General features: G+C 59.0%; 22 protein-coding genes. 8 read left to right on the forward strand and 14 right to left on the reverse strand.

Going from position 1 to position 23,294, the window contains the following annotated elements; all coding sequences use genetic code 11:
• Positions 1-41 precede the first annotated feature (41 nt).
• The 6 genes from V6N02_RS11470 to V6N02_RS11495 form a co-directional block, all read right to left on the reverse strand.
• Entirely contained in the window at positions 42-1,223 is a 1,182-nt protein-coding gene (locus V6N02_RS11470; RefSeq protein ID WP_371225718.1) for an MFS transporter, read from the reverse strand.
• A gap of 75 nt (positions 1,224-1,298) precedes the next feature.
• Positions 1,299-1,727: a DUF3291 domain-containing protein gene (locus V6N02_RS11475; protein ID WP_371225719.1), complete on the reverse strand. Its 429-nt coding sequence runs from the start codon at positions 1,725-1,727 to the stop codon at positions 1,299-1,301.
• A 31-nt stretch (positions 1,728-1,758) separates the two neighbouring features.
• Positions 1,759-4,152 carry a trimethylamine N-oxide demethylase gene (locus V6N02_RS11480; RefSeq protein WP_371225720.1) on the reverse strand — a complete coding sequence of 798 codons (2,394 nt, stop codon included), beginning with the start codon at positions 4,150-4,152 and terminating at the stop codon, positions 1,759-1,761.
• A 64-nt stretch (positions 4,153-4,216) separates the two neighbouring features.
• The gene (locus V6N02_RS11485) at positions 4,217-6,205 is read right to left on the reverse strand and encodes an ABC transporter permease (protein WP_371225721.1); all 1,989 of its coding nucleotides are present in this window, start codon (positions 6,203-6,205) and stop codon (positions 4,217-4,219) included.
• A 1-nt stretch (position 6,206) separates the two neighbouring features.
• Positions 6,207-7,235, reverse strand: coding sequence for a quaternary amine ABC transporter ATP-binding protein (locus V6N02_RS11490; RefSeq protein WP_371225722.1), 1,029 nt, complete (start codon positions 7,233-7,235; stop codon positions 6,207-6,209).
• 106 nt (positions 7,236-7,341) lie between these two features.
• Positions 7,342-8,256, reverse strand: coding sequence for an ABC transporter substrate-binding protein (locus V6N02_RS11495; protein ID WP_371225848.1), 915 nt, complete (start codon positions 8,254-8,256; stop codon positions 7,342-7,344).
• Between the two features lie 221 nt (positions 8,257-8,477).
• Between V6N02_RS11495 and V6N02_RS11500 the strand changes: the two genes are divergently transcribed.
• Positions 8,478-9,410: a LysR substrate-binding domain-containing protein gene (locus V6N02_RS11500; protein ID WP_371225723.1), complete on the forward strand. Its 933-nt coding sequence runs from the start codon at positions 8,478-8,480 to the stop codon at positions 9,408-9,410.
• Here V6N02_RS11500 and V6N02_RS11505 read toward each other — a convergent pair.
• The gene (locus V6N02_RS11505) at positions 9,407-10,336 is read right to left on the reverse strand and encodes a histone deacetylase family protein (protein ID WP_371225724.1); all 930 of its coding nucleotides are present in this window, start codon (positions 10,334-10,336) and stop codon (positions 9,407-9,409) included. The two genes, V6N02_RS11500 and V6N02_RS11505, sit on opposite strands and share 4 nt — an antisense overlap.
• Before the next feature lie 97 nt (positions 10,337-10,433).
• Here V6N02_RS11505 and V6N02_RS11510 point away from each other — a divergent pair, with 97 nt between their 5' ends.
• On the forward strand, positions 10,434-11,816 hold the full coding sequence (locus V6N02_RS11510; protein WP_371225725.1) for a mechanosensitive ion channel family protein: 1,383 nt from the start codon (positions 10,434-10,436) through the stop codon (positions 11,814-11,816).
• Between the two features lie 73 nt (positions 11,817-11,889).
• Here V6N02_RS11510 and V6N02_RS11515 read toward each other — a convergent pair whose 3' ends face one another.
• Both V6N02_RS11515 and V6N02_RS11520 read right to left on the reverse strand, forming a co-directional pair.
• Positions 11,890-12,009 carry a putative transporter small subunit gene (locus V6N02_RS11515; protein WP_371225726.1) on the reverse strand — a complete coding sequence of 40 codons (120 nt, stop codon included), beginning with the start codon at positions 12,007-12,009 and terminating at the stop codon, positions 11,890-11,892.
• Between the two features lie 14 nt (positions 12,010-12,023).
• Complete coding sequence (locus V6N02_RS11520; RefSeq protein WP_371225727.1) at positions 12,024-13,682, reverse strand: sodium:solute symporter family protein; 1,659 nt, start codon at positions 13,680-13,682, stop codon at positions 12,024-12,026.
• 462 nt (positions 13,683-14,144) lie between these two features.
• Here V6N02_RS11520 and rsfS point away from each other — a divergent pair, with 462 nt between their 5' ends.
• The 5 genes from rsfS (at position 14,145) to V6N02_RS11545 (ending at position 19,063) form a co-directional block, all read left to right on the forward strand.
• Entirely contained in the window at positions 14,145-14,498 is a 354-nt protein-coding gene (gene rsfS / locus V6N02_RS11525; protein ID WP_371225728.1) for a ribosome silencing factor, read from the forward strand.
• The gene (gene rlmH, locus V6N02_RS11530; protein WP_371225729.1) at positions 14,499-14,969 is read left to right on the forward strand and encodes a 23S rRNA (pseudouridine(1915)-N(3))-methyltransferase RlmH; all 471 of its coding nucleotides are present in this window, start codon (positions 14,499-14,501) and stop codon (positions 14,967-14,969) included.
• A gap of 109 nt (positions 14,970-15,078) precedes the next feature.
• A complete protein-coding gene (gene gpmI, locus V6N02_RS11535) occupies positions 15,079-16,596 on the forward strand; it encodes a 2,3-bisphosphoglycerate-independent phosphoglycerate mutase (protein ID WP_371225730.1) in 1,518 nt (505 codons plus the stop codon).
• Positions 16,593-17,723, forward strand: a complete 1,131-nt coding sequence (locus V6N02_RS11540; protein ID WP_371225731.1) for a murein hydrolase activator EnvC family protein — start codon at positions 16,593-16,595, stop codon at positions 17,721-17,723. The genes gpmI and V6N02_RS11540 overlap by 4 nt, the downstream gene beginning before the upstream one ends.
• 2 nt (positions 17,724-17,725) lie before the next feature.
• Positions 17,726-19,063 (forward strand): S41 family peptidase, encoded by a 1,338-nt coding sequence (locus V6N02_RS11545; protein ID WP_371225732.1) that lies wholly within the window; start codon positions 17,726-17,728, stop codon positions 19,061-19,063.
• 9 nt (positions 19,064-19,072) lie between these two features.
• Here V6N02_RS11545 and V6N02_RS11550 read toward each other — a convergent pair whose 3' ends face one another.
• Positions 19,073-19,651 carry a TetR/AcrR family transcriptional regulator gene (locus tag V6N02_RS11550; protein ID WP_371225733.1) on the reverse strand — a complete coding sequence of 193 codons (579 nt, stop codon included), beginning with the start codon at positions 19,649-19,651 and terminating at the stop codon, positions 19,073-19,075.
• A gap of 100 nt (positions 19,652-19,751) precedes the next feature.
• Here V6N02_RS11550 and V6N02_RS11555 point away from each other — a divergent pair, with 100 nt between their 5' ends.
• A complete protein-coding gene (locus V6N02_RS11555; RefSeq protein WP_371225734.1) occupies positions 19,752-20,321 on the forward strand; it encodes a carboxymuconolactone decarboxylase family protein in 570 nt (189 codons plus the stop codon).
• A gap of 35 nt (positions 20,322-20,356) precedes the next feature.
• Here V6N02_RS11555 and V6N02_RS11560 read toward each other — a convergent pair whose 3' ends face one another.
• From V6N02_RS11560 to V6N02_RS11575, 4 genes are all read right to left on the reverse strand, one after another.
• Positions 20,357-20,548 carry a Trm112 family protein gene (locus V6N02_RS11560; protein WP_371225735.1) on the reverse strand — a complete coding sequence of 64 codons (192 nt, stop codon included), beginning with the start codon at positions 20,546-20,548 and terminating at the stop codon, positions 20,357-20,359.
• Entirely contained in the window at positions 20,545-21,192 is a 648-nt protein-coding gene (locus V6N02_RS11565; protein ID WP_371225736.1) for an LON peptidase substrate-binding domain-containing protein, read from the reverse strand. The genes V6N02_RS11560 and V6N02_RS11565 overlap by 4 nt, the downstream gene beginning before the upstream one ends.
• A 27-nt stretch (positions 21,193-21,219) precedes the next feature.
• Positions 21,220-22,134: a tetratricopeptide repeat protein gene (locus V6N02_RS11570; RefSeq protein WP_371225737.1), complete on the reverse strand. Its 915-nt coding sequence runs from the start codon at positions 22,132-22,134 to the stop codon at positions 21,220-21,222.
• A gap of 167 nt (positions 22,135-22,301) precedes the next feature.
• A complete protein-coding gene (locus V6N02_RS11575) occupies positions 22,302-23,093 on the reverse strand; it encodes an exodeoxyribonuclease III (RefSeq protein WP_371225738.1) in 792 nt (263 codons plus the stop codon).
• Between the last annotated feature and the right edge of the window lie 201 nt (positions 23,094-23,294).

Raw genomic sequence — 23,294 nt, forward strand, 5'->3', positions numbered from 1 at the left:
TGGCTGCGGCCTCTTAAACCGTGCAAGGCGTATAGGAAAGGTTATTCTGCACGCGCAGCATCACGGCTGAACAGATAAATAAGCGTTCCCAGCAACAAGGACAGGCCGAAAAGAGCAAAAAGTGCGGTATAGGCGGCGGCATCTCCGCTTTCAGCCTGCACCGCGCCATGCAGCTTGCCGGACACGAACTGCATGATCCCCACACCACCGATGCCAAAGAGGTTCAACAGCGTCACGCCCCGTCCGGCCAGATGTGGCGGAACGAAACTGCGGGCGTGGGCGATGATCACCGGGAAAGAGGCTCCGAAGAACCCAACGGCGGCACATAGCGCGATCGACAAAAGCACAGTTTGCGTGGCCAGCATCATCAGCGTCAGCGTCGCCGCCGCACAGAGCAGGTTGCCGGTGAACACCACCCATTTCTGCGTCTTGAAGATACGGTCCAACGGGCCGTAGCACAGCGTGCCCGCAATCATGGCGATTCCCATCGCCAGCGTCGCCTGCCCTACCTGGCCGGTATCCATGCCAAAGATGTCGCTGAGATACGGCCCGATCCAAAGCCCGCGAATGCCAGCGGCGGGCACGTAGTTGATGAACATCAGCGGAAACATCACCCACAGCACCGGCATTTTCAGCAGGTCCAGAACCGAGCCCTTCGTGTCGCCTTCAACCGGCTCGGGGTCGCGTACGAAACCCGCGATGCCCAGTGCCACAAGGACCGAGATCACCGCCAATGCCCCAAGCGAGGCGCGCCAGCCAAATGTCTCGGCCGCAAAGGCCATCGGGTAGGAGGCCACAAGGTTCCCGACCGAGCCCACACCCAGCATCAACGCGGCCAGAGTGGCGAACTGCGCTACCGGGAATTGCCGCGCGAAAATGTAGTAAGACGCCATCAGAACCGGCGAACAGCCGATGCCGATCAAAAGCATCGCCAATTTGACATGCCCCGCCCCCGTGGCCACAGCAAACAGGGCCGCCCCGCCTCCACCACCGATAAACAACAACACCGAAGCCGTGCGCCGCGGACCAATCTTGTCGAGCGCCCAGCCCACCGGGATCTGCATGGCTGCGAAGGCCAGAAACCAATAGCCCGACGCACTGGCCAACACATCCGGCCCGGTTCCGATATCGGCCTCTAGAACACGGCTGAGCACGGCCAGAAAGGCCCGGAAAAACTGGCTCAGCACATAAGCAAGGCAAAGCAAAGTCAGGCCAGCGCGCATAGGGATAAGTCCATTCAACTTAGTTTGGTGATGCGTGACATGGTTTGCCCTCAGGCGCAACGCACGCCGGTGCGATCACGCATCCTGTGGCCAACCATAAGCGTGGTCGCTCGCCCCGTGCTCACGCAAATGCGCAAGCCGTCTAAAAGCCTCTTCAAAATCCGGGCGCGCATCATGCTCGACAGTCCAGATCACCAGTTGAGGGCCCTCCACTCTTTCAAACCATTCATGCGTGCGCTTGAGAAAAGCGCCATGGAGGGTGTCAAAAGTGTAGGCGCGCAAGTCATCTACACTGTTCCAAACGGACACCGTGGCGGATGTGCGAGTGTCATATCCCAACTGCTCCAAACCCTTGGCCGATGCCTCGTCCGGAATGCGCCAGATAAAGCCGGGATGCGCCTCAGCCAAAGCATAAATCTCGGCCAGGGAGGACATGAATTCAGACAAGCGAGGATCATCAGGGGCAAACTTCATCCGGCCCCAGTTCATTTGAGCGATAGCCATCGCTACACTCCTTTGCACGGCTGACTGGGGTCTAGCTTTCCGGAGTCAGTGGTTGGGTATAATCCCCTTTGACGCGGGCTTTGGTGGGATCAAAATGCGGATAGGGTACAACGCGGGCTTTCAGGCGTTTTTGTTGGCCGTCCAGTTGCCCGATTTCGATTTCGGTGCCCGGCTCGGCATGGGTGACGGACACGCGGGCCAGAGCGATGTTCTTGCCCAGCACGGGTGATTTCATGGCGCTTGTTACTTCGCCCACCTGCGCCTTGCCGATGCGCACGCAATCTCCCGGCGAGGCAACAGTCCCGCCCTCCAGTTCCAGCCCAATCAGCTTGCGATGGGGGTGCAGCTTGCGTTCTTCCAGTGCGGCGCGCCCGATAAAATCGTCGTTCTTGGACTTCAGTGGGACCGTGAACCCGATGCCTGCCTCGAACGGATCGGTCTGATCGTCGAATTCGGACCCCGCAAAGATCAACCCGGCCTCGATCCGCACCATGTCCAGCGCGGCAAACCCAAAAGGCGTCAGGCCCATCGGCTCGCCCGCTTTCCAGATGGCATCGAAAACCTCGACAGCATCCTTGGGATGGCAGAACACCTCGTACCCCAACTCACCGGAATAGCCCGCACGGCCCAGCACCACCGCGGTGCCGGTGTAATCACCCAGTCGTGCAACGGTGAAGCGGAACATGCCCAGTTCCTCGACGGTCGGGGAATCCGGGGCGGTCCACAGAACCTCTTTCAGGATATCACGGCTCAAAGGCCCTTGAATCGCCACGTTATGCAACTGGTCGGTAGAGCTGCGCACCCAGACATTCATGTCGTGTTTTTGTGCCTGCTCTCGCAGCCACAGCCCCGAAGTATCATTGCCCCCGATCCAGCGGAAATTGGTCTCGTCCAGACGGAACAGAGTGCCATCGTCGATCATTCCGCCATGCTCATAGCACATCGCCGTGTAGGTCAGTTGCCCCACGGCCAGTTTCTTGACATTGCGTGTGACGCACATCTGCATCAGGTCTTCTGCATCCGGCCCCGTGACCTCGTATTTGCGCAATGGGGAAAGGTCCATGATCACGGCTTTTTCACGACAGGCCCAATACTCGGCAAGGGGCCCCAGATTGTTCATCTGATTGGGCAGCCAATAGCCCGCATATTCAACGAAATCGCGGGTGAACCGCGCGAAGCAATCATGAAATCCGGTTTGCTTGGTAGGTTCCACTTGGGCCTCCGCTGATTTTCTGTAGCCGATGGAACGGCTGAAGTTTTCCGTAGCAGAATAGGTGCGTACCTGAATATCCGTGGGATTCCAGCCATTGGCAGGATCGACATCGCACGGGCAGGCCGTTGAAACACAGATCAGATCGGTCAGCGCACGCATCAACACGTAATCGCCCGGGCGTGACCACGGGTCATCCATACCGATGGCGTTGGTTTCATCCAGCATGGTGTTGAAGAAAAAGTTGATCGCTGGCCAGCCACCGCGCGGGCGAATACCATATTGCGCCAAGTCGGCGTTCATATTGTCCGAGCAGTTCAGATGGCCCGGATAGCCGAGCTCTTCATAGTAGCGCGCGGTACAGGCCAGACCGAACGTGTCATGTCGCCCGCAGGTATCCTGCACGATCTCAAGCAGAGCCTCCTGATCGACGCTCCAGTACTTCCCGAAAATGCCTGGCTTGGGATAGAGCGTTCCCATCAGGGCGCGGGTGGTGGTGGGGTCGATATCACGCTCCAGACCAGCGTCCAGCGCGCGCAGGGAAAATGCTTGAAAATCCGAACATTCGCGGCCCTGCACATCCAGCACCTGAATATACTCGCCCTTTTTCACCTCATAGCTATAGGCCTGACCGGGTTGGATGTTGGAATCCACGATCGGATCAGCCAGCGGGTCCGGCGCTTGCTGGCCGCCTTTTCCGAGGCCCGGATCGGCGCGGCGCACATACAGGATCAACTCCGAGGGTGGGTTCTGCGCGCCCGGCTCCATCGGCCCGCCCGGGGCCGCAAGGATCAGCAACCCATCACAACTAATTACAAAACTGGCCATATCACCGGGGCGCGAGCCTTCGGAGAAGATACGGACCGCCTCGGCCTTACCCAGATCGAACCCGGCCGCATCCAGCGCTTTGGCCACACGTTTACCCGAGGGCGAACCGTTCGCCAGAACCGAAATCACTCCGTCGGGGCGCCCAGCGCTGGCCGCCCCCAGCATACCTGCATCGGATTTGCCATCAGGACCAAAAAACACCAACTCGCCCGGTTGCAGCCCCTCGAAATCGAGCACGGAAATCTCATCGCCCTTGAACACCGGAATCGCGCGTGATCCCCCCCCGGGCACCGGGTGCCGCTCGGTCCCATGGGGCATAATTGGCAGGCCAGGGGTGATAATCCCGGCGCGCTCATAAGGCGTTTCAAATACGGGTGTCACATTCATAGCCGCCCCCTTTCCAGAGATATGGCGTCGCGTTTGCGCGGTTTACGCTCGACATTACTCATCATCACAATCCCAGAGCTTTCTTGCGCCGGTTGGCCCAGCTGAGAATCGCCAGGTCGAAGGTCAGCGCCATCAGCGAGACACAAATCCCCAGCACAAAGTTCTTGCCCAGATCAGTCCCGGCCAAGGTGCGCTGCAACTCCTGGCCCAGATCCTGCGTGCCGATAAAGGCCGCGATGATCACCATGAAGAAGGCAAACATGATGGCCTGGTTGAAGCCCACGGCCATGGTTGGCAGGGCCAGCGGCAATTGTACCGAGGTCAGTTTCTGCCAGCGGGTCGCGCCAGACATATCCGCGGCCTCTGTCATCTCGGGCGGGACATTGCGCAAACCTTCGATGGTGTAGCGGGTCAGGGGCACGGTGGTGAAAATCACGATCGAGAACACGACGGTGACATCCGAAACACCAAACAACATGATCGCGGGCAACAGATAGATAAAGCTGGGGAAGGTTTGTGCGCTGTCGCAAGCCAGCAATATGCGTCTTGACCATTTTTCAGAGCGGGACGCGAAAATCGCCAGTGGAATGCCGATCAGCATCGACAGGAACACCGCCGCCAGCACCGAGTAAAGCGTGATGACCGACCGGTCCCACCATCCCGACAAGGCCACGAGCGAGAAAAAGATCGCTGCATAAATCGCGGGGCGCTTGCCCCCCACGAAATAGGCAAAGGCCACGATGAAGAGGATGAAGGCCGATGTGGGAATCCACAGCAAGGCGTTCCGGAACGGGATCAGCACCCAGACATTCAGCACATAGCGGATCGCGCCGGTGATCGCCTGAATGAAATCAAGCGCAAGGAACCCTTTGATCGCACCGTCAATTTCGCGCCCCATGGACAGGGATTGGCGGCGGCCCACCTCGTTCAGGATGTCGACGAACTGTGCCAGAATGTAGAACCCTACAAACGCGGCGGCCAACAATACCCAGTACTTGTGACGAATGTACCACGGCGTTCCGCGCTCGAAATGCTCGGGTTGTTTGGCAACCCAGGCTTTTGACATCTGGTCCAGCATGATCGCGACCAGCACGATGGTAATCCCGATCTCAAGGCTGCGGCCCAGCTTGAAACTGTTCATCATGGCCAGCAATTTGCCGCCCAGTCCGGGCATGCCAATAAAGGCGGTCAGAACGACCATGGCAAGACACAGCATGATCACCTGATTGACGCCCACCAGAATTTCGGTCCGCGCCGAGGGCAGGAACACTTTGGTCAGCATCTGCCAGCGCGACGCACCCGACATTTTCCCGGCCTCAACCACTTCGGGCGACACTTTGCGCAGGCCAATCGTTGTCATCAGGATCATCGGCGGCGTGGCATAGATCGTCGTGGCAATGGCCCCCGCCGTCGGGCCTACTTTGAAAAAGATCACAGCAGGCAAAAGATAGGTGTAAAACGGCAGCGTCTGCATCACCGCGAGCATCGGTTTAATAGCGTTGTCGAACGAGCGGTACTTCCATGCCACGATCCCTACGACCAGGCCAATGGCAAAACCCAATGGCGCGGCCACGGCCAGTACCGAAAGGGTTTGCATCGTAATGCTCCACTGCCCCATGAGGGCTGTCCACACAAATGTGCCACCGCCCAACAGCGCCATGCGCCAGCCCCCAAGGTAATATCCCACAACGGCGGCTGAGGCAGCGATCGAGGACCACGGAAGCGGATCCGCCAGATATGGCCAGCGGTGTTTGCCCTCCAGAACGTTGGCCGTCAGTCCCAAGCCAAACGACAACGGGCCTTCGGTGAACCACCGGGTGAGATAAATCAGCCCCCAGCGGCCGGTTTCCATGTCGCCCTTGATGAACTCGAAAAATGCATCCAGCCAAATGGCGAAGGGCGGAATCCACGACTCGGGCAGGCGCACAAGGAAATCAGGTAAAATCGGCTTGGCAGCGGTGAGCACAAGGGCGGCGACCAGCAGAACCTGCAAGACAACATCACGCTCGCTGCCCTTGGGGGACGTGGCAAGCGGTGTGGCGACGTCCGCCATCTCAGTCAGACCCCAAAAGCAGATCAAGCGCCTTCTGGCGTTGCATCACGCCGATCACCGCACCCGATTTGTCGGCCACAGGCAGCGCCTCGCGGTTATCATTGACCAATGTACGGGCCAGTTGCTGAATGGTTTTGTTGCCCGGCACAGGCGCGCCCTCGATGGTTGCGCCATTGACCGGTCCCATTAGCGCGCTTGCGTGCACAACCACGGACTTCTCGATCTCTTCGGTGAATTTCTGCACATAAGGCGTTTGCGGGTTCAGCACGATCTGATCGGGCGTATCGCATTGCTCAATCGCGCCGTTTTTCATAATCGCGATCCGGTCGGCAAGGCGCAGGGCCTCGTCGAAGTCATGGGTGATAAAGACGATGGTTTTGCCCAGCATCTCCTGAAGGCGCAGGAATTCGTCCTGCATTTCACGACGAATGAGCGGGTCGAGCGCCGAGAAAGGTTCATCCAAAAACCAGATATCGGGTTCAATGGCGAGGCTGCGGGCGATGCCCACACGCTGCTGCTGCCCGCCAGACAGTTCGCGCGGGAAATATTCTTCGCGCCCCTCAAGTCCGACCAGTTTGATCACTTCCAGAGCGCGGTCGCGCCGCGTGTGGCGATCCTGTCCGCGCATTTCCAGCGGGAAGGCTACATTGTCCAGCACCGTGCGGTGCGGCAACAGGCCGAAAGACTGAAACACCATGCCCATTTTCGAGCGGCGCAGTTCGATCAGCTCTTTCTCGGGCAGCGCCATGATATCCTGCCCGTCAATTTCAATCGTGCCGCCCGTGATCTCGTGCAGGCGCGAGAAACACCGAACCAATGTGGATTTGCCCGACCCGGACAGACCCATAATCACCAGCATCTCGCCACGGGCCACATCAACCGAAACATCCTTGACCCCGGCAATATAGCCATCGGCGCTGATTTCTTCGTAAGACCGGCCCGGTGACATCTGGCTCAGGTATTTATCGGGGTGCGGGCCAAAAAGTTTCCAGACGTTCTTGCAGGAAATGACCGGTGTGTCGGTGTTCATTTAGGCGGCACCTTTCCAAGGGCTTGGAGCGGGAAAACGGGTGTATTCGTCAGGCGCCCTGCCCCGGCAAAGTGGCGGGACAGGGCCTTTTTCACAAGATTTGAGTTTAGCTTCCGATAGAGTCGATCCAGGGTCTCCAGACGTCTTCATTCTCTTCCAGCCAGACTTCGGCGGCTTCTTCAGGCTCCATCTCGTCGATATCGACCAGCTTGGCCATCGCCGCAATCTGCGGGTTGGTGAACGAGATCTGCTTCAGCACAGCATAGGCATCGGGCCATTTCTCTTCCATGCCGTCCCAGGCCGCTTTCTTGAGATACCCATTGGCAGGGTTACCGCAATCATAAAGCGCATCGGGGTTGGGGCCGACGGCCGGATCCGTGTCACAGCCATCCTCCCATGCGGGGAACTCGACAAACTCGCCCGGCCAGACTGCTTCGGCAAAGTTCGGCGTCCAGTTGAACACCAGGACCGGTTTCTTGTCTGCTTCGGCAGCGCCGATATGCGCCCAAAGGGCGGCAGCCGATCCGGCATTTACCACAACATAGTTCAGATCCAGTGCCTCAGCGCGCTCTTTACCGTGCTTCAGCCAGTCGACAGGGCCGTCAAGGAACATGCCCTTATCACCGGTTTCCGCCGTAGCGAACAGTTCCGCACAATCGTTCAGAGCTTCCCAGCTGGGCAGGCCAGGGCAGGCATCCTTGGTCCACATCGGATACCACCAGTCTTCGCGGGTCACCGCGTCATGATCGCCCGCGTCATGCAGACCGCCTTTTTCCAGGGCGGCACGGAAAGATGCGCCAAACGCCCCTTCCCAGACTTCCAGTTCAAGGGTCACGTCACCGAGGCGCACCGATTCATACACGGCCTGACTGTCGGTTGTCACATATTCGACGTTGTTGCCCATCTCTTCGAAGATCTGGCCGACAACGTTGCTCATCACGATCTGGCTGGACCAGTTGTGAATGGGGATCACGATGGGATCCGAGCTATCTTCGGCAAAGCCAGCCGTGGCCATCGACATTGCGACTGCTGAGGCTGCAAATAAGAATTTCGTTTTCATGATTTCTCCCGTTGGTTTGGCGCCCGATCTTGCGCCGGGGCCATGTTGGTGGGGGGAGTATGACAAAGAAACCCACAGGCTCAGATTCTAAATTGGTTGCGCTTTGCCCCAAAAAAAGTTTGGCAAAGTGGGACCACACTTCTAGTTTTATTGCCAAGCTACATTAGCACAGGTAACGCAGGATGCTCAAAGATCGTTCGGTACTTCCAAGACTGGATTATCTGCTCGCCTTCGAGGCGGCTGCGGAACTCGAAAGTTTTGCCGCTGCAGCCAAGGAAATGAATGTGAGCGAAACTGCCGTCAGCCGCAAAATCCGCCTGCTCGAACTGCATTATGATTGCGCGCTTTTTGTACGCGGGCACAGGTCCGTACAGTTAACCGATCAGGGACGTAAGCTGTTGAACGGGATTGGCGGACCATTGCAAAGCATCGCACGCCTGTCTGGCGAGATGATGAGCGACCGCGCCCGCAGCACGGTGCGCATGTCAGCCACCAATTCCGTCGCCTCGCTCTGGCTGATGCCCCGACTGTCCAAGTTTCACCAGGCCAACGTCAATGTCACCATTTCCCTGGTCTCGTCCGATCTGGACAGCGAATGCCTGACAGATGATTTTGACATCTCGATCCTGCGGGGTGATGGCAAATGGCCGGGCTTTCACGCCACCAAGCTGTTCGGCGAGACGGTCTTTCCTGTCTGTGCGCCGGGATATCTGCAAAACCATGTGCAAATCCACGGCGTTGATGAATTGCCTGATCACGCGTTGATCGAAGTGACCAACAATCACAGTGAATGGTTGAACTGGAAAACCTGGTTGAACCGCAAAGGTACCGACCCCGAGCGCGTGCGCCACTCTACCTTCGTCAACACCTACCCGCTGGCCATTCAGGCAGCGATGGACGGTTTGGGCATTGCCCTTGGATGGGGGCATCTGGTGGATCGGCATCTGCAATCAGGTGTGCTGGTCCGCCCTTTGGGCGGCGAACATGTGCGCACGAATTCGGGTTACTATCTGTTGCAGCGCGAAGGCAGCGCGGGCCATTCGGAAAGTGACATTGTCACCAACTGGCTGCTTGAAGAAAGCGCCTGCCGGGAAAGATATTCCGAGTCCGCCTAGGCGGCGCCACGGCTGATCAACACATCGACATGGGCCGCCGCGCTGGCTGCCAACGCGGGCAAGTCATACCCGCCTTCAAGACAAGAAACCACGCGGCCCCCGCAGTGATCAGCGGCCAGATCGCAAAGTTTTTCGGTGATCCAGGCGAAATCCTCGACTTCCAGGTTCAATCCGGCCAATGGATCGGCGCGATGCGCATCAAACCCGGCCGAGATCAGGATCAACTCGGGCCCGAACGCCGTGATCGCGGGCAGCACATGCGCCTCCATCTTGGCGCGGAAGGTGGCGCCATTGGTGCCCCCGTCCAAGGGCACGTTCAGAATGTTGTCATGCGCGCCACGCTCGTGGGCGGCACCGGTGCCGGGCCAGAGCGGGCTTTGATGGCTGGAGCAGAACAGCGCACGTTTCTCATCCCACAACAGATCCTGTGTGCCGTTGCCGTGATGGACATCAAAATCCATGATTGCCACGCGAGCCAGCCCGTGATGATCCAGCGCATGTTTCGTCGCAAGGGCGACATTGCCAAAAAGGCAAAAGCCCATGGTATCCGCCGTTTCCGCGTGATGCCCGGGTGGTCGCGACGCGACAAAGGCGTTTTGCGCCTGCCCGCCAATCACCATGTCCACCGCACGGAGCGCCCCACCAACCGCCCGCAAGGCCGCCGTGTAGCTGCCCGGAGACATCCATGTGTCCGCATCCAGGGATACGTATCCTTCCGCCGGTGCCATATCGCGCACATGATCTATATGGGCCTGAGGATGGGCGCGCAGGATATCGGCCTCTTCGCACAAAGGCGCCTCTTCACGCAGCAGGTCCTTGCCTTCAAGGGCCGCCAACACATGTTCAAGCCGGGCGACACATTCAGGATGCCCCTGTGGGGTGACGTGATTGAGAAAATCATCATGGGTGATCAGGGCAGTTGTCATCCGGGCTCTCCTTTTTCCAGATGAAATGACCGCAAAGCGGCCCGGCTGTCCAGTGCAGGCTTGTTGCCTCTACGCACTCGTGCCAATCTCATGCGCAATGGAAGAGATTGATCAAGCCGTAGACGGCGCCCAGCAAGTCGTCGAAGAGGTCCAACAAGCGACCGACGAATTTGAGGTGGCGCAGGAAATTGCGCTGAACCTCTGGGATCAGGCGCAGTTGTTCCTGACAGGTTTATTACGGCCCTGGAATGCGTATCAGGTCGTGATCGTCATCGGCATTCTCATCCTTGCCTACTGTCTAAGCCGGTTTCTGGGCCCAAAGCTGCGCGATTGGTTGCGCGCCCGCGAAGGCTGGCCGAAATGGAAAATGCGCTTTGGCGTTGTCATTCACCGACGCCTTACACTAATCTTCTTCGTCTGCCTGATCTGGCCGCTCTATTGGGGGATGCTGGAATTCACCTGGCCCAGCCGGTCTTACCTGATCGGGATAGGGGCTCAGCTGGGGCTGGCATGGCTGGTCATCGCCCTTGTTACCCGTTTGATTGTAAACGGTTTTGTTCGTGCGGTGGTACGCTATGCCGCGTGGACATGGGTCACCCTCGATATCCTGGGCCTTACCGAGGATGCCCAGAGGCTGTTGCACAGCGCGGCTGTTGAGCTGGGGGACTCGCGCATTTCCTTGTGGATCGTGCTGCAGGCGATCGTGGTTATCGGGGCGCTGGTTTTTGTTGCCCGTTTCCTGTCAAAGACAACCGCGGCGCGGATCAAAAGCAACACTGAAATCTCGCCCTCGATGCAGGTGCTGGCCGTCAAGTTCCTGCAAGTCATCCTTTACGGCGCGGCCTTCTTTCTGGGGCTGCGTGCGATCGGGGTTGACCTGACCGGGCTTGCTTTCCTGTCCGGTGCCATCGGTCTGGGCCTTGGTTTTGGTCTGCAAAAGGTGGTGTCAAACCTCGTATCGGGCGTGATCATTCTGCTGGATAAATCGATCAAGCCCGGGGACGTCATCAGCCTTGGGGACACATTCGGCTGGATCAATTCGCTTGGGGCCCGCTATGTCAGCGTGGTCACACGGGATGGGCGTGAATACCTGATCCCCAATGAAGACCTGATCACCGGGCAGGTGGTGAACTGGTCGCATTCCAACGATTTCGTGCGGCTCGATATCTACTTTGGCACGTCTTACGGCTGTGACCCGCATCTGGTGCGCAAGATCGCGATAGGCGCGGCAAAGGGCGTGGAAAGGGTGCTGAGCTTCAAATCCCCGGTCTGTCATATCGTGGGGTTCGGCGACAGTTCGGTCGATTATATCCTTCGGTTCTGGATTTCCGATCCGACCGGCGGGCTGACCAATATTCGCGGCAATGTCTATCTGGCGCTTTGGGACGCATTCCAGGATCACGACATTTCAATCCCCTTCCCACAGCGCGAGGTACGTATGCTGGGCGACGAGCCGGAACTGCCGAGCGTACCTGACTGACCTCGATCATGGCAAAGGGGCACCGACGCCACGCCAATGCCCCTTGCGCTGCTGAGATATGTTTTCTTCGCTGTCAGACCATCCGGTCGCCGTCTTTACGGGCGGCCTTGAGATCCTTGACAAAGGCAAGAACGATAACGGCCAGCACGATGGCCGAAATCACGGGCCAGATCAGAATATAGGTTGCAAGCATGGGATGCTCTCCTTTCAGACGCCCGCTTTCGGGCTGGCTTCGGTTTCATCGAAATTTGTCACACGTTGGGCGATCAGGTCAAAGTCGAACTCTTCGCGGGTCATGAGACTGAGAGCAACACAGATAATCGTGCTGGCCCCATAGGCCGTCAGCGAGGCGGTAAGCACCGTATAGTCACGCAGAAAGCCCGAGAAGTAGTAAATCGCCACCACCGTTCCGATCAGCCCGATCACCAGCCCCATGACCCGCCCGAAAAAGCCGAACGCCATGAGCCCAAGCACCACGCCGCCGCCAACGGCCGCGATCAGCTCGAAGCCAAGTGCAACTGCGCCGGTCATGGCCAAAAGCTCGAACCGGACCACACAGAACAACAACAGCCCGCCAATGACGGCCCAGACAAACGCGGCATTGGTCACCCGATTCCAGTAGCAGCTGGCAATCACCGGGAACACGATGGCCCCCCACAGCGCACCGACAAAGACCAGCATCACAAGGATATCAAGCGAGAAGCTGGCAAAAATCAGCCCCGCCGCGGTGGCCACGATCATCGTTGCGCGCCCCAGCATCAGCATTTTCTTGGGATCGGGGTTTCCCTTGGCCAGATTGCGCCCGTAGATGTCGGTCATCATGATCGCCGACAGCGCCGAAAGGTCCGAATCCGCGGTCGACGACAGCGATCCAATCACCAGGATGAAAAACAGAGCAATCATCACCGGCGGCAGATAGGCCGAGGCCATTTGCGGGATGATATTGTTCACGTCGCCCTCATGAGGTGCGATGCCCAGCAAAAGCGCCATCATCCCCAGCATCCCCAAGCCGATCACGATCGAGCCATAGCCCAGCGTTGCCGTGATGAAGGTCGGTTTGATCAGGTCCTGGCGCACCGCAAAAAGACGCTGTGCGATGGTCTGGTTGCCGATGGCATAGGCCAGCACCGCCACGAAGAAGGGTGCACCCTGCTCCAGAATCGCTGTGGTCGAGAAGAAATCGGCCTGTTGTTCGGTCACCCGGCTTAGCCCTTCGGACAGCGCCTCGGCACCACCCGCGCTGAAATAGACCCACGGAATGATAACCACCGCGATGGACATCATCGCCACCACCTGCGCGAAATCCGTCAGGATCGAGGCGCGGAAGCCGGACCACAGCGTGTAGGACAACACGCCCAGCCCGGCAATCAGCACACCCGCCTGAAATGACAGCGGTGACAGCACCGACACCAATGCGCCCGCGGCAGTGAAGTTCACCATCAGACTGATGACACTGCCCAGCAGGTTGGACCCTGCGAGGATCAGCTGGCTTCCCGAACCGTGCCGGGCCTGCATAATCTCGGCAAGGGTGTGTGCCTTCGGCGCCAACGCCCTGAAGCGCAGACCAAACGGATAGATGAACAGGATCATCAATGCGCCCCAGAGCCCGTAGTGAATCGGCCCGGACAGGCCATAATTATACCCCGAGATCGCCGCGCCGTAAAAGGATGCGGCCCAAATCCAGGTGGCGGTCATACTGGCGGCGGAGATGCCAAAGCCCACCTTACCACTTGAGACCATGTAACCATCGACATTTTCCTGCTTGCGGTTCACGAAAGTCGACATGAAGAATGTCGCGCCGTAAAAGCCCAGAAGCAAGATGATGACGGTGGCGGTTGAGAATTGAAAAAACGCCGGCTCAGTCAAGTGACACCTCCTCTCTTGAATGGTTTGCCTTGATCCACTCTCTTTCCGACAGGCCGTTGTCGCGCTCAACGAATGCACGAAAAACGGAGTCGCCTTGCCATCAAGGGTAGCGCGCCCAAGGGATTGGGGCTGACTATCCGTCAGGCCCCCGCACCAATCAAGTGTCAGGCAAGCGCCAAATCCGCCAGTTCAGGGCCGAAACCCGCCAACCTTCATCCGTGGCAATGCCTCGTTGCGGGATCACAGGCCTGACTTGTTGTCTGTACCATGGTGACATAAGAAAACCTGACTGAGCGGCTTTTCCCATGCGACTGCATTGAAATATGCTTGGTGTCTTGTTACTTTGACAATCATCCCAGCACCGGGGCAGATCGGTGCGATTGAGAGGAGGACACAGTCCTGTCTTTAACGGCTGACGCGGCAAATGCCGCTGACCAAGGGGCGCAAGGATCGACCCCCAAAATGAACGCAGACAGCGAAACGCAGCTTGCGCGCATCCTATCATCACTTGACGAAGACAAGGCCGAAGAGGTCGTGCAGATCGACCTGCGCGGGAAAACCGCGATTGGCGATTTCATGGTGATCTGCTCGGGGCGCTCGTCCCGTCAGGTTAGTGCGATCTCTGAGAAACTGGCCACTCGTCTGAAACAGGACTTGGGCGTGCAGGCCAAGATCGAAGGCAAGGATACCGGTGATTGGGTTCTGATCGACACGGGCGATATCGTCGTCCATGTGTTTCGTCCCGAGGTGCGCGAGTTCTATCAGCTTGAGAAAATGTGGCTGCCCGCGGCCGAGGCCGCCGCCACACCCAGCTGAATGCGCGTTCATATCTGCGCGGTCGGCCGCCTCAGGGCGGGTCCGGAACGCGCGTTGATCGAGGATTATCTGACACGGTTTGAACGCAGCGGGCGTGGGCTTGGCCTGACGCTTGGCGGTGTGCACGAGGTGGAGGACAAGAAAGGCGGCGGCAAACCAGCCGAGGCCACCCTGCTGAGCAAGGTGATCCCCGATGGTGCAACCCTGATTGCCCTGGACGAACATGGCAAGGTCTTCTCCTCCCCGAAATTTGCCAGCCATCTGTCCACTATACGCGACGCAGGGTGCGGCGACCTGGCCTTCGTGATTGGCGGTGCCGATGGGATTGCACCTGAACTGCTGGCCAAAGCGGATATGAAACTGTCCTTCGGGGCGATGGTCTGGCCGCATATGCTGGCCCGGGTGATGTTGTCAGAGCAGCTCTATCGCGCGGCCTCGATTCTGGCGGGCAGCCCCTATCATCGGGTTTGACGTGGACTCTACGCGAAAAACTGCAACAAACTGCCTCTGTTACCGCAAACCTCGGCTTCACCCTGCCCGGCGAAACCGGTAGAACCCTGCCTGAAGAGGCAGGAAACCCATGCAAGTACCCAAACCCGTTGTTCTGTGCATTCTGGATGGATGGGGTCTTTCGGATGTGACCGAGGCCAATGCCCCCTTGTTGGCCGACACACCGGTTTTTGACAAGCTGATGCAGACCTGCCCCAACAACACCCTGGTCACCCATGGCCCTGACGTCGGCCTGCCCAGCGGACAAATGGGCAATTCCGAGGTCGGTCATACCAATATCGGTGCGGGCCGGGTGGTGGCGATGGATCTGGGTCAGATTGATCTGGCCATTGAGGATGGCAGTTTTGGCACGGCAGAGGCGATTCAGGCATTTATCCGAGACATGAAGGCCTCGGGCGGGACGGCGCATCTGATGGGCATCATCTCGGACGGGGGAGTGCACGGGCATATCAACCATATCGTCGCTGCTGCAAAGGTTCTGTCCGAAGCGGAGATCCCGGTGGTGCTGCATGCTCTGACCGACGGGCGCGACGTGGCGCCGAAAAGCGCGCTGACCTATCTGGGTCAACTGGCCGAAGCTTTGCCCGAAGGTGTGCAGATCGCCACGCTGTCCGGACGCTATTTCGCAATGGACCGCGATAATCGCTGGGCGCGTGTGCGCGAGGCGTATGAAGCGATGATCTTTGCCAAGGGCCCGCGCAGTGACACGCCCGAGATTGCGGTGAAAAACGCCTATGCCCGCTCGGAAACGGACGAATTCATCTCGGCCACTATCATCGGCGATTATCAGGGCGCCCAGGATGGCGACGGCTTCTTCTGCCTCAATTTCCGCGCTGATCGGGCGCGAGAGATCATGCGCGCCGTCGCCCAGCCGGGGTTCAACGATTTCCCAGCCGGACCTCGCCCCAGCTGGGCCGCGATGCTGGGAATGGTCGAATACTCGCGCGATCACAACGTCTGGGTCGATACCGTGTTTCCATCGCGGGACATCGGGAACACGCTGGCCGAATGGGTCTCGAAACACGACAAGACGCAATTCCATCTGGCCGAAACCGAAAAATACCCTCATGTCACATTCTTCCTGAATGGTGGCAAGGAAGACCCGGAACCGGGCGAAGATCGCTACATGGCACCCTCGCCGCAGGTCGCGACCTACGACATGCAGCCCGAGATGTCTGCCGATGAGGTCACCACGCATTTCATCAGCGCGATTGATGAAGGCTATGACCTGATCGTCGTGAATTACGCCAATCCTGACATGGTCGGGCATACCGGTGATCTGGCTGCCGCCATGACGGCCTGCGAGGCAGTCGATCAGGGGCTGGCACGGGTGGTAGACGCTTTGGCCGAAGCAGGTGGCGCGATGATCATCACCGCCGATCATGGCAATTGCGAAACCATGATTGACCCCGAAACCGGCGGGCCACACACCGCTCATACAACGAACCCGGTGCCGGTGATCCTTGTGGGTGGGCCAGGGGGGGCCAAATTGTCCTCGGGGCGGCTGTGTGATCTGGCACCAACTTTGCTGGAGCTGATGCAGTTGCCACAACCCGGTGAAATGACAGGAAAGAGCCTGATCCAATGAAACGGTTGGTTCTTGCCTTAACTTTGATGCTTGCAGGGGCAGCCCAGGCCGAAACTGATCCCGCCAGCGCCGCGCGCGCCGCAGCCGAGAGATTGAAAAACGCCGCGCAGTTGCTGGACAAGGCAGATGGCGCGCGCGACCGCGTCAAGGCGCTGACCGAAACTGTGCATGCCTACGAAGAAGGGCTGCAAGCCTTGCGCGAAGGGTTGCGCCGCGCCGCAATCCGCGAAGAGACGCTGGCCCGCGAACTGCAATCGCGGGACGCCGAAATCTCGCAGCTACTGGGCGTTTTGCAGAACATGAGCGCCTCGCCCTCGCCGGTATTGCTGCTGCACCCCTCCGGACCGGTGGGTACCGCGCGCTCGGGCATGATCATGGCCGAGGTGACCCCTGCGCTGACCCAAAGGGCCGAGGCATTGCGGGATCAGTTGGAAGAGGTCAGCATCCTGCGCGCCCTGCAACAAAGTGCGGTGGACAAGCTGCAGGACGGGCTGACCGGGGCACAATTGGCCCGCGCGGCTCTCAGCCAGGCGATTTCCGACCGCACCGACCTGCCCAAGCGCTTTACCGAAGACCCGGTCAAAACCGGGGTATTGATTGCGTCGACCGAGACATTGGAAGGGTTTGCCAGCGGCCTCAGCCAGATCGCAGTGGACGAGGTCGAAGGCAGCCTGCCGGGCATCGCCCATCGCAAGGGCAGCCTGCCTTTGCCGGTACGAGGCCGAATCTTGCGCCGCGCAGGCGAGCCTGATGCGGCTGGCATCACCCGGCCCGGTGTGGTCATGGTCACCCGGCCCCATGCGATGGTCAGCACACCGGCGGCCGCCACGATCCGCTATCGCGGCCCCCTGCTGGATTACGGCAATGTGATTATTCTCGAACCCGAAGCCGGGCTATTGATGGTTTTCGCCGGACTTGAGCAAGTCTATGGTGAGATCGGCGAGGTTCTGCCCGGTGGTAGCCCTGTGGGCATCATGGGAGGGCCGCAACTGGACGCAGGGGCGATTTTATCCCAGACAGAGGATGATATCACTGCCCAACAAAGCGAAACCCTCTATATAGAGGTCAGAGAGAGCAATACGCCCGTGGACCCCGAGCTGTGGTTCAAGACAGACAAGGACGAATGAGCATGAAAAAATTTGCGATGGCCGCTGCGGCTGGCATCCTGACTGGCGTGGTCGTGTCCACGCAGGTGGCCGCCCCGCTGTTGGCCCAGGAAGCCGCCAAAAGCACCAACGTCTATGAGCAGCTGGACCTGTTCGGTGACATCTTCGAACGCATCCGCGCCCAGTATGTCGAGGACGTGGACGAAGGCGAACTGATCGAGGCGGCGATCAACGGCATGCTGACCTCGCTTGATCCGCATTCCAGCTATCTGAGCCCCGATGATGCCGCCGATATGCGCGTGCAGACACGTGGCGAATTTGGCGGCCTGGGCATTGAGGTGACGCAAGAAGACGGCTTTGTGAAAGTGGTCTCACCCATCGACGGCACTCCCGCCGATGAGGCCGGGATTGAGGCCGGCGATTTCATCACACATGTCGACAATGAAAGCGTGCTGGGCCTGACCCTGGACGAGGCGGTTGAGTTGATGCGCGGGCCGGTTGGCAGCGAGATCGTGATAACCGTTGTGCGTGAGGACATCGGAGAACCGTTTGATGTTTCTATCATCCGCGACACGATCCAACTGACCGCCGTGCGCGCCCGCACCGAACAGGAAACCGTTGTCCTGAGGGTCACCACCTTCAACGACCAGACCTACAAGAACCTCAAAGCCGGCCTTGAAGAACAGGTTGAAGAACTGGGCGGTATGGACGAGGTGAACGGCATCGTGCTGGATCTGCGCAACAACCCAGGCGGCCTGCTGACCCAAGCGATCAAAGTATCGGACGCGTTCCTGGACAAGGGCGAGATTGTCAGCACACGCGGGCGCAATCCCGAAGACGGGGATCGTTTCAACGCCGAACCCGGCGATCTGGCCAATGGCAAACCGATCGTTGTTCTGATCAATGGTGGTTCGGCCAGTGCCTCGGAAATCGTCGCAGGCGCCTTGCAGGATCACCGCCGCGCCATCGTGGTGGGGACGAAAAGCTTTGGAAAGGGCTCGGTTCAGACGGTCATGCCGCTGCGCGGAGACGGGGCCATGCGCCTGACCACGGCCCGTTACTACACCCCTTCTGGCCGGTCCATCCAATCGCTTGGTGTGTCGCCCGACATCATCGTTGAACAACCCCGTACCAGACCCGGTGAGGAGGAGAGCGAAGAGGAACAAGCCCGTCGCGAACGCTCCGAGGCCGATCTACGCGGCAGCCTGAACAATGACAGCCTGACCGAAGACGAGATTCGCCAGATCGAAGAAGATCGCGCCAAGGTCGAAGCCACCGCCAAGCTGCGCGAAGAGGATTACCAGATGGCCTATGCCATCGACATCCTGCACGGGCTGACGGCGTTGGGTCCGCAGGACTAATCCAAGCGCCTAGGTTTTGCGCAACGCCTCGACACCATTGGCAATTTCCGTCGCAAGCGCCCAGGCATCCACGCTTGGGCGCTCGGACGACACCCGCAGCCCCAGAAGATCGGATTGATAGCGCCGCGCCAACCGTTTCGGATCGTGATCGGCACTGATCTGACCCCGCGTCTGCGCTTCTTCAAAGAGGCTGGCAAACACCGCTTCCATGTCATCCAGATGCGCCCCGGCGCGCGCCGCTAATGGGTGGGCCTGCGCCTGTAGCTCAAGAAATGTCTTGGACAGCATGCAAGCCGTCGCCGCACCCTTACGCTCCAGCACCCGCAGGGGATGGGCCTGGAGCGCCTCTAGCGGCCCAAGGTCCTCGGCCAGTTTGCGCAGGCCCGCGGCCCCTTCTTCGGCGTAGCGATCAAGCGCCAGTTCATACAGTGCCTCTTTCGAGCCGAACGCGGCATAAAAGCTGCCCGGGTTCAGCTTGAGCGCAGCCTCAAGATCTTTCATCGATGTCCCGGCCCAGCCCCTTGCCCAGAACAAGTCCCGGGCGCGGACGATCAGGTCATCTCGGTCATAAAGCGGTTTGCGGGGCATGGGATCACTTATTGTTGAATAGTCACTCAAATATAATACTTGAACGATCACTCAACAATATCTAATTCATCCGTATTGCATAAACACTAGGAGAGCTGACATGGCCACCTTCCCCTCACATGATTTCGACACCGCACCGGAGGCCTCAAAACCGCTGCTGGAAAAATCCCAGGCCGCCTTTGGTCGTCTGCCAGGCCTGCACAAGGTGATGGCCGAAAGTCCGCAGGCTCTGGATGGCTATCAGGTGCTGCACAAACTGGCGCAAGAAACCGCGTTTGACGCGGATGAACTGACCGTTGTCTGGCAAACGATCAATGTCGAACATGAGTGTCATTACTGCGTGCCCGCCCATACCGGCATCGCCAAGATGATGAAGGTTTCGGACGAGATCAGCAACGCATTGCGCGATGAAACCCCGCTGCCCTCAGCCAGGCTTGAGGCGTTGCGGGCTTTCACCCTGCGGGTGGTCCGCAACCGCGGCAATGTCGCCGAAACACAGTTGCAGGAGTTCTTTGACGCAGGTTACAGCCACCGCGCCGTGTTGGACGTGATCCTGATCCTCGCTCAGAAGACGATGTCGAACTACATCAACCATCTTGCGGAAACACCGCTTGACGATTTCGCCAAGCCCTTTGCGTGGACACGCGGCACCGATCCCGTCGCCGCCTGACCAAAAACAGCGCCAGTCAGCCCGGTTGGCTGGCGCTAATCGAGGCTGCGCGCCTCATCGGTCAACATGACCGGAATGCCGTTACGAATCGGAAAGGCCAGTTTTGCAGCCCGGCTGATCAATTCCTGAGCCTCGGCATCATACTCCAACCGGCTCTGCGTCACAGGACAGATCAGTGCCTCAAGCATATGACGATCGATTGCAGGCTGGGCGGGTGTATCTCTCATTGCATGATCTCTTCCGTACCTTCGCCGCCCCGCAGGGCAAATTCGATCAACGTCACCAAAGTCTCGCGGCGAGTGGTCAGTGAAGGCGCTTCCAGAAGCGCCTGTTTGTCTTCCGGCTCGAACCCCAACAACATCGACAGCGAGTTGATCAGAAGCTCGTCATCGGCGTCTTTCAGAGTATCCCAATCGGTCTGCAATTCACGCGAATGAAAATAGCGGCTCAGCAAATCCAGAAACCCTTCGCGGTCAAAACAAGTGTCCACGTCAGTTGGCGCAAGGTCTTGTTCAAACCCGGCCCAAGACACGCGCGCGCGCCGATAGGGGGTAAAGCCATCGACCTCTTCGATCACGCGATAGCGCGACAGGCCGGACAGGGTGATCATGTAGCGCCCATCTTCAGTTTCGGAAAACTGCGTCACGCGACCGACACACCCGATGGCATGCAACCCGGTGCCGCCGCGGCCGGGCACCGTGTTGGGCTGGATCATCCCGATCAGACGCTCGGGCGTTTTCAGCGTATCATCCAGCATCGCCAGATAGCGTGGTTCAAACAAATGCAGCGGTAGGCGCGACCGCGGCAGCAACAGCGCCCCCGGCAGGGGAAACACGGGGATAACGTCCGGAAGGTCGGCAGGTTTAATCATGTCAGTGGAACTAGACTGATCATGGGATCAGGCAAATATCATCGAACTTAATTTGCGCCGTCCGTTCAGAACAACCGGATCCTCGGGTTTGAGCGCGTCGAAGATCGTAAACAGCTGCTGCTTGGCCGCACCATCGTTCCACTCGCGATCCCGGCGGAACAGTTCCAGCAGTGTCGCGACTGCATCCTCGGCCTGACCGGCGGCATGTTGCGCCAGCGCCAGATCAAAGCGAGCCTGATGGTCGTCCGGGTTGGCCTCGACCGCCGCTTTCAAATCTCCTACCGGGCCTGCGTCCTGCGCCTGACGGGCCAGTTCAAGCTGGGCATGGGCGGCTTCAAGTTCCGGCGCGCTGCTGATTTCGGCCGGAGCGCCGTTCAGGATCGCCTCGGCCTGATCCAATTCTTCCATGGCGATATAGGCGCGCACCATGCCGCCATAGGCCGCGGCGTTGGCGGTGTCTTCTTCAAGTATGGCGGCAAAGGTTTGTGCCGCATCTGCGGCGGCCCCTTCTTCCAGCATCTGCTCGGCGGCGTCCACGGCCTCGCCCAGGCCATCATCGCCGGCTTCGCCCCCTGCTGCCTCGATTGTGCGGGCCACGAAGGCGTCGATTTCCGAAGGCGGTACCGCACCTTGGAAGCCATCGATGGGCTGGCCTTTCCAGAAGGCGTAAACCGTTGGGATGGATTGCACGCGCAGCTGACCGGCGATGCCCTGGTTTTCATCAACATTGACCTTGGCCATGCGCACGGCTCCGCCTGCTTTGGTCACCGCCGCCTCCAGCGCCGGGCCCAGCGTCTTGCAAGGGCCACACCACGGGGCCCAGAAATCCACGATCACCGGTACTGTTTGTGACGCCTCGATCACGTCGACCATGAATTCGACCTCGGATACGTCCTTGATCAGATCAGTTTGAGCAGGCGTTTGGCCACCAAGTTCAAGCATTGCGCCCTCCGCATCGTTAGATTGCCATATCCCGGTCTACATGGCGCACGCATGACAGTGTTGCAAGGGGCGCAATCTCTCCTTGGACCCGTTCGCCCAGCAAAAACTGCTCACTCGCCCGTTTGGATGCCACAGTTGGGGTCGAGCTATCCAAGTCCGGGAATCGCTTAATCCAGATCGAATGTCGCAAAAACAGGCGCATGATCACTGGGCTTTTCCCAGCCGCGCGCGCGGCGCAGGACCCGGCTGGAATGGCCCGCGTTCGAGATATCCGGCGTGGCCCAGACGTGATCGAGGCGGCGCCCCTTGTCGGCGGCGTCCCAATCGCGGGCGCGATACGACCACCAACTGTAAAGCTGTCCCTCGGGAATATCCTGCCGCGTGATGTCGACCCAGCCACCCGCGCCTTGGGTTTCGGCCAGTTGGTCCACCTCGATGGGCGTGTGGCTGACCACTTTCAGCAACTGTTTATGCGACCACACATCGTCCTCGCGCGGGGCAATGTTCAAGTCTCCAACCAGAATGGACTTTTGAGGTTTTTCCGCATGAAACCAGTCACGCATCCCGGTCAGGTAATCCAGTTTCTGGCCGAATTTCTCATTGACCTCGCGATCAGGCACATCGCCCCCGGCGGGCACATAGAAGTTGTGGATCGTAACGCCGTTTTCCAGACGACCGGCAATGTGGCGGGCATGGCCAAGCTCTGCAAAATCCTGCGATCCGGCTTCGACCATGGGCAGGCGCGACAGGATCGCGACCCCGTTATATCCCTTCTGCCCGCGCGCCACCATGTGGGTGTAACCAAGCGCGGCAAACGCCTCGGTCGGGATTTTCTCAACCGGGCTTTTGCATTCCTGCAGGCACAGCACATCGGGCCCTTCCTCTGCCAGAAGCTTACAGACGATCGGCTCGCGCAGGCGGACCGAGTTGATATTCCAAGTGGCAAGGGTGAAGGGCATGAAAGGGACTCCTGTTAAAGCGTTTAAGGAAGGCCTGGCCAACGGCCTGTCTCGAAACGCAATCGAACGTTCATATGATGCGCGCGCTTCGACTTTCTTTGATATCTCAAGCTAAAGCCGATCCGCTGAAGGTCATGGCGACCATGCCCTTGCCAGACCCGGCGTTGCAACCGGAAACCTGCTAGAAAATCGCCTCATATC

The organism is Roseovarius conchicola, assembly GCF_041403425.1.
Taxonomy (GTDB): Bacteria; Pseudomonadota; Alphaproteobacteria; order Rhodobacterales; family Rhodobacteraceae; genus Roseovarius; species Roseovarius conchicola.

What these genes read in the sequence shown, in the direction of transcription:
- V6N02_RS11470 (WP_371225718.1), bottom strand. Translation starts at nt 1,223, where the DNA reads ATGCGCGCTGGCCTGACTTTGCTTTGCCTTGCTTATGTGCTGAGCCAG.
- V6N02_RS11540 (WP_371225731.1), top strand. Translation starts at nt 16,593, where the DNA reads ATGAAACGGTTGGTTCTTGCCTTAACTTTGATGCTTGCAGGGGCAGCC.
- V6N02_RS11565 (WP_371225736.1), bottom strand. Translation starts at nt 21,192, where the DNA reads ATGATTAAACCTGCCGACCTTCCGGACGTTATCCCCGTGTTTCCCCTG.
- V6N02_RS11515 (WP_371225726.1), bottom strand. Translation starts at nt 12,009, where the DNA reads ATGCTTGCAACCTATATTCTGATCTGGCCCGTGATTTCGGCCATCGTG.
- V6N02_RS11510 (WP_371225725.1), top strand. Translation starts at nt 10,434, where the DNA reads ATGGAAGAGATTGATCAAGCCGTAGACGGCGCCCAGCAAGTCGTCGAA.
- V6N02_RS11480 (WP_371225720.1), bottom strand. Translation starts at nt 4,152, where the DNA reads ATGAATGTGACACCCGTATTTGAAACGCCTTATGAGCGCGCCGGGATT.
- V6N02_RS11505 (WP_371225724.1), bottom strand. Translation starts at nt 10,336, where the DNA reads ATGACAACTGCCCTGATCACCCATGATGATTTTCTCAATCACGTCACC.
- rsfS (WP_371225728.1), top strand. Translation starts at nt 14,145, where the DNA reads ATGAACGCAGACAGCGAAACGCAGCTTGCGCGCATCCTATCATCACTT.
- V6N02_RS11485 (WP_371225721.1), bottom strand. Translation starts at nt 6,205, where the DNA reads ATGGCGGACGTCGCCACACCGCTTGCCACGTCCCCCAAGGGCAGCGAG.
- V6N02_RS11500 (WP_371225723.1), top strand. Translation starts at nt 8,478, where the DNA reads ATGCTCAAAGATCGTTCGGTACTTCCAAGACTGGATTATCTGCTCGCC.
- V6N02_RS11490 (WP_371225722.1), bottom strand. Translation starts at nt 7,235, where the DNA reads ATGAACACCGACACACCGGTCATTTCCTGCAAGAACGTCTGGAAACTT.
- V6N02_RS11560 (WP_371225735.1), bottom strand. Translation starts at nt 20,548, where the DNA reads ATGAGAGATACACCCGCCCAGCCTGCAATCGATCGTCATATGCTTGAG.
- V6N02_RS11575 (WP_371225738.1), bottom strand. Translation starts at nt 23,093, where the DNA reads ATGCCCTTCACCCTTGCCACTTGGAATATCAACTCGGTCCGCCTGCGC.
- V6N02_RS11475 (WP_371225719.1), bottom strand. Translation starts at nt 1,727, where the DNA reads ATGGCTATCGCTCAAATGAACTGGGGCCGGATGAAGTTTGCCCCTGAT.
- V6N02_RS11545 (WP_371225732.1), top strand. Translation starts at nt 17,726, where the DNA reads ATGAAAAAATTTGCGATGGCCGCTGCGGCTGGCATCCTGACTGGCGTG.
- rlmH (WP_371225729.1), top strand. Translation starts at nt 14,499, where the DNA reads ATGCGCGTTCATATCTGCGCGGTCGGCCGCCTCAGGGCGGGTCCGGAA.
- gpmI (WP_371225730.1), top strand. Translation starts at nt 15,079, where the DNA reads ATGCAAGTACCCAAACCCGTTGTTCTGTGCATTCTGGATGGATGGGGT.
- V6N02_RS11550 (WP_371225733.1), bottom strand. Translation starts at nt 19,651, where the DNA reads ATGCCCCGCAAACCGCTTTATGACCGAGATGACCTGATCGTCCGCGCC.
- V6N02_RS11495 (WP_371225848.1), bottom strand. Translation starts at nt 8,256, where the DNA reads ATGTCGATGGCCACGGCTGGCTTTGCCGAAGATAGCTCGGATCCCATC.
- V6N02_RS11570 (WP_371225737.1), bottom strand. Translation starts at nt 22,134, where the DNA reads ATGCTTGAACTTGGTGGCCAAACGCCTGCTCAAACTGATCTGATCAAG.
- V6N02_RS11555 (WP_371225734.1), top strand. Translation starts at nt 19,752, where the DNA reads ATGGCCACCTTCCCCTCACATGATTTCGACACCGCACCGGAGGCCTCA.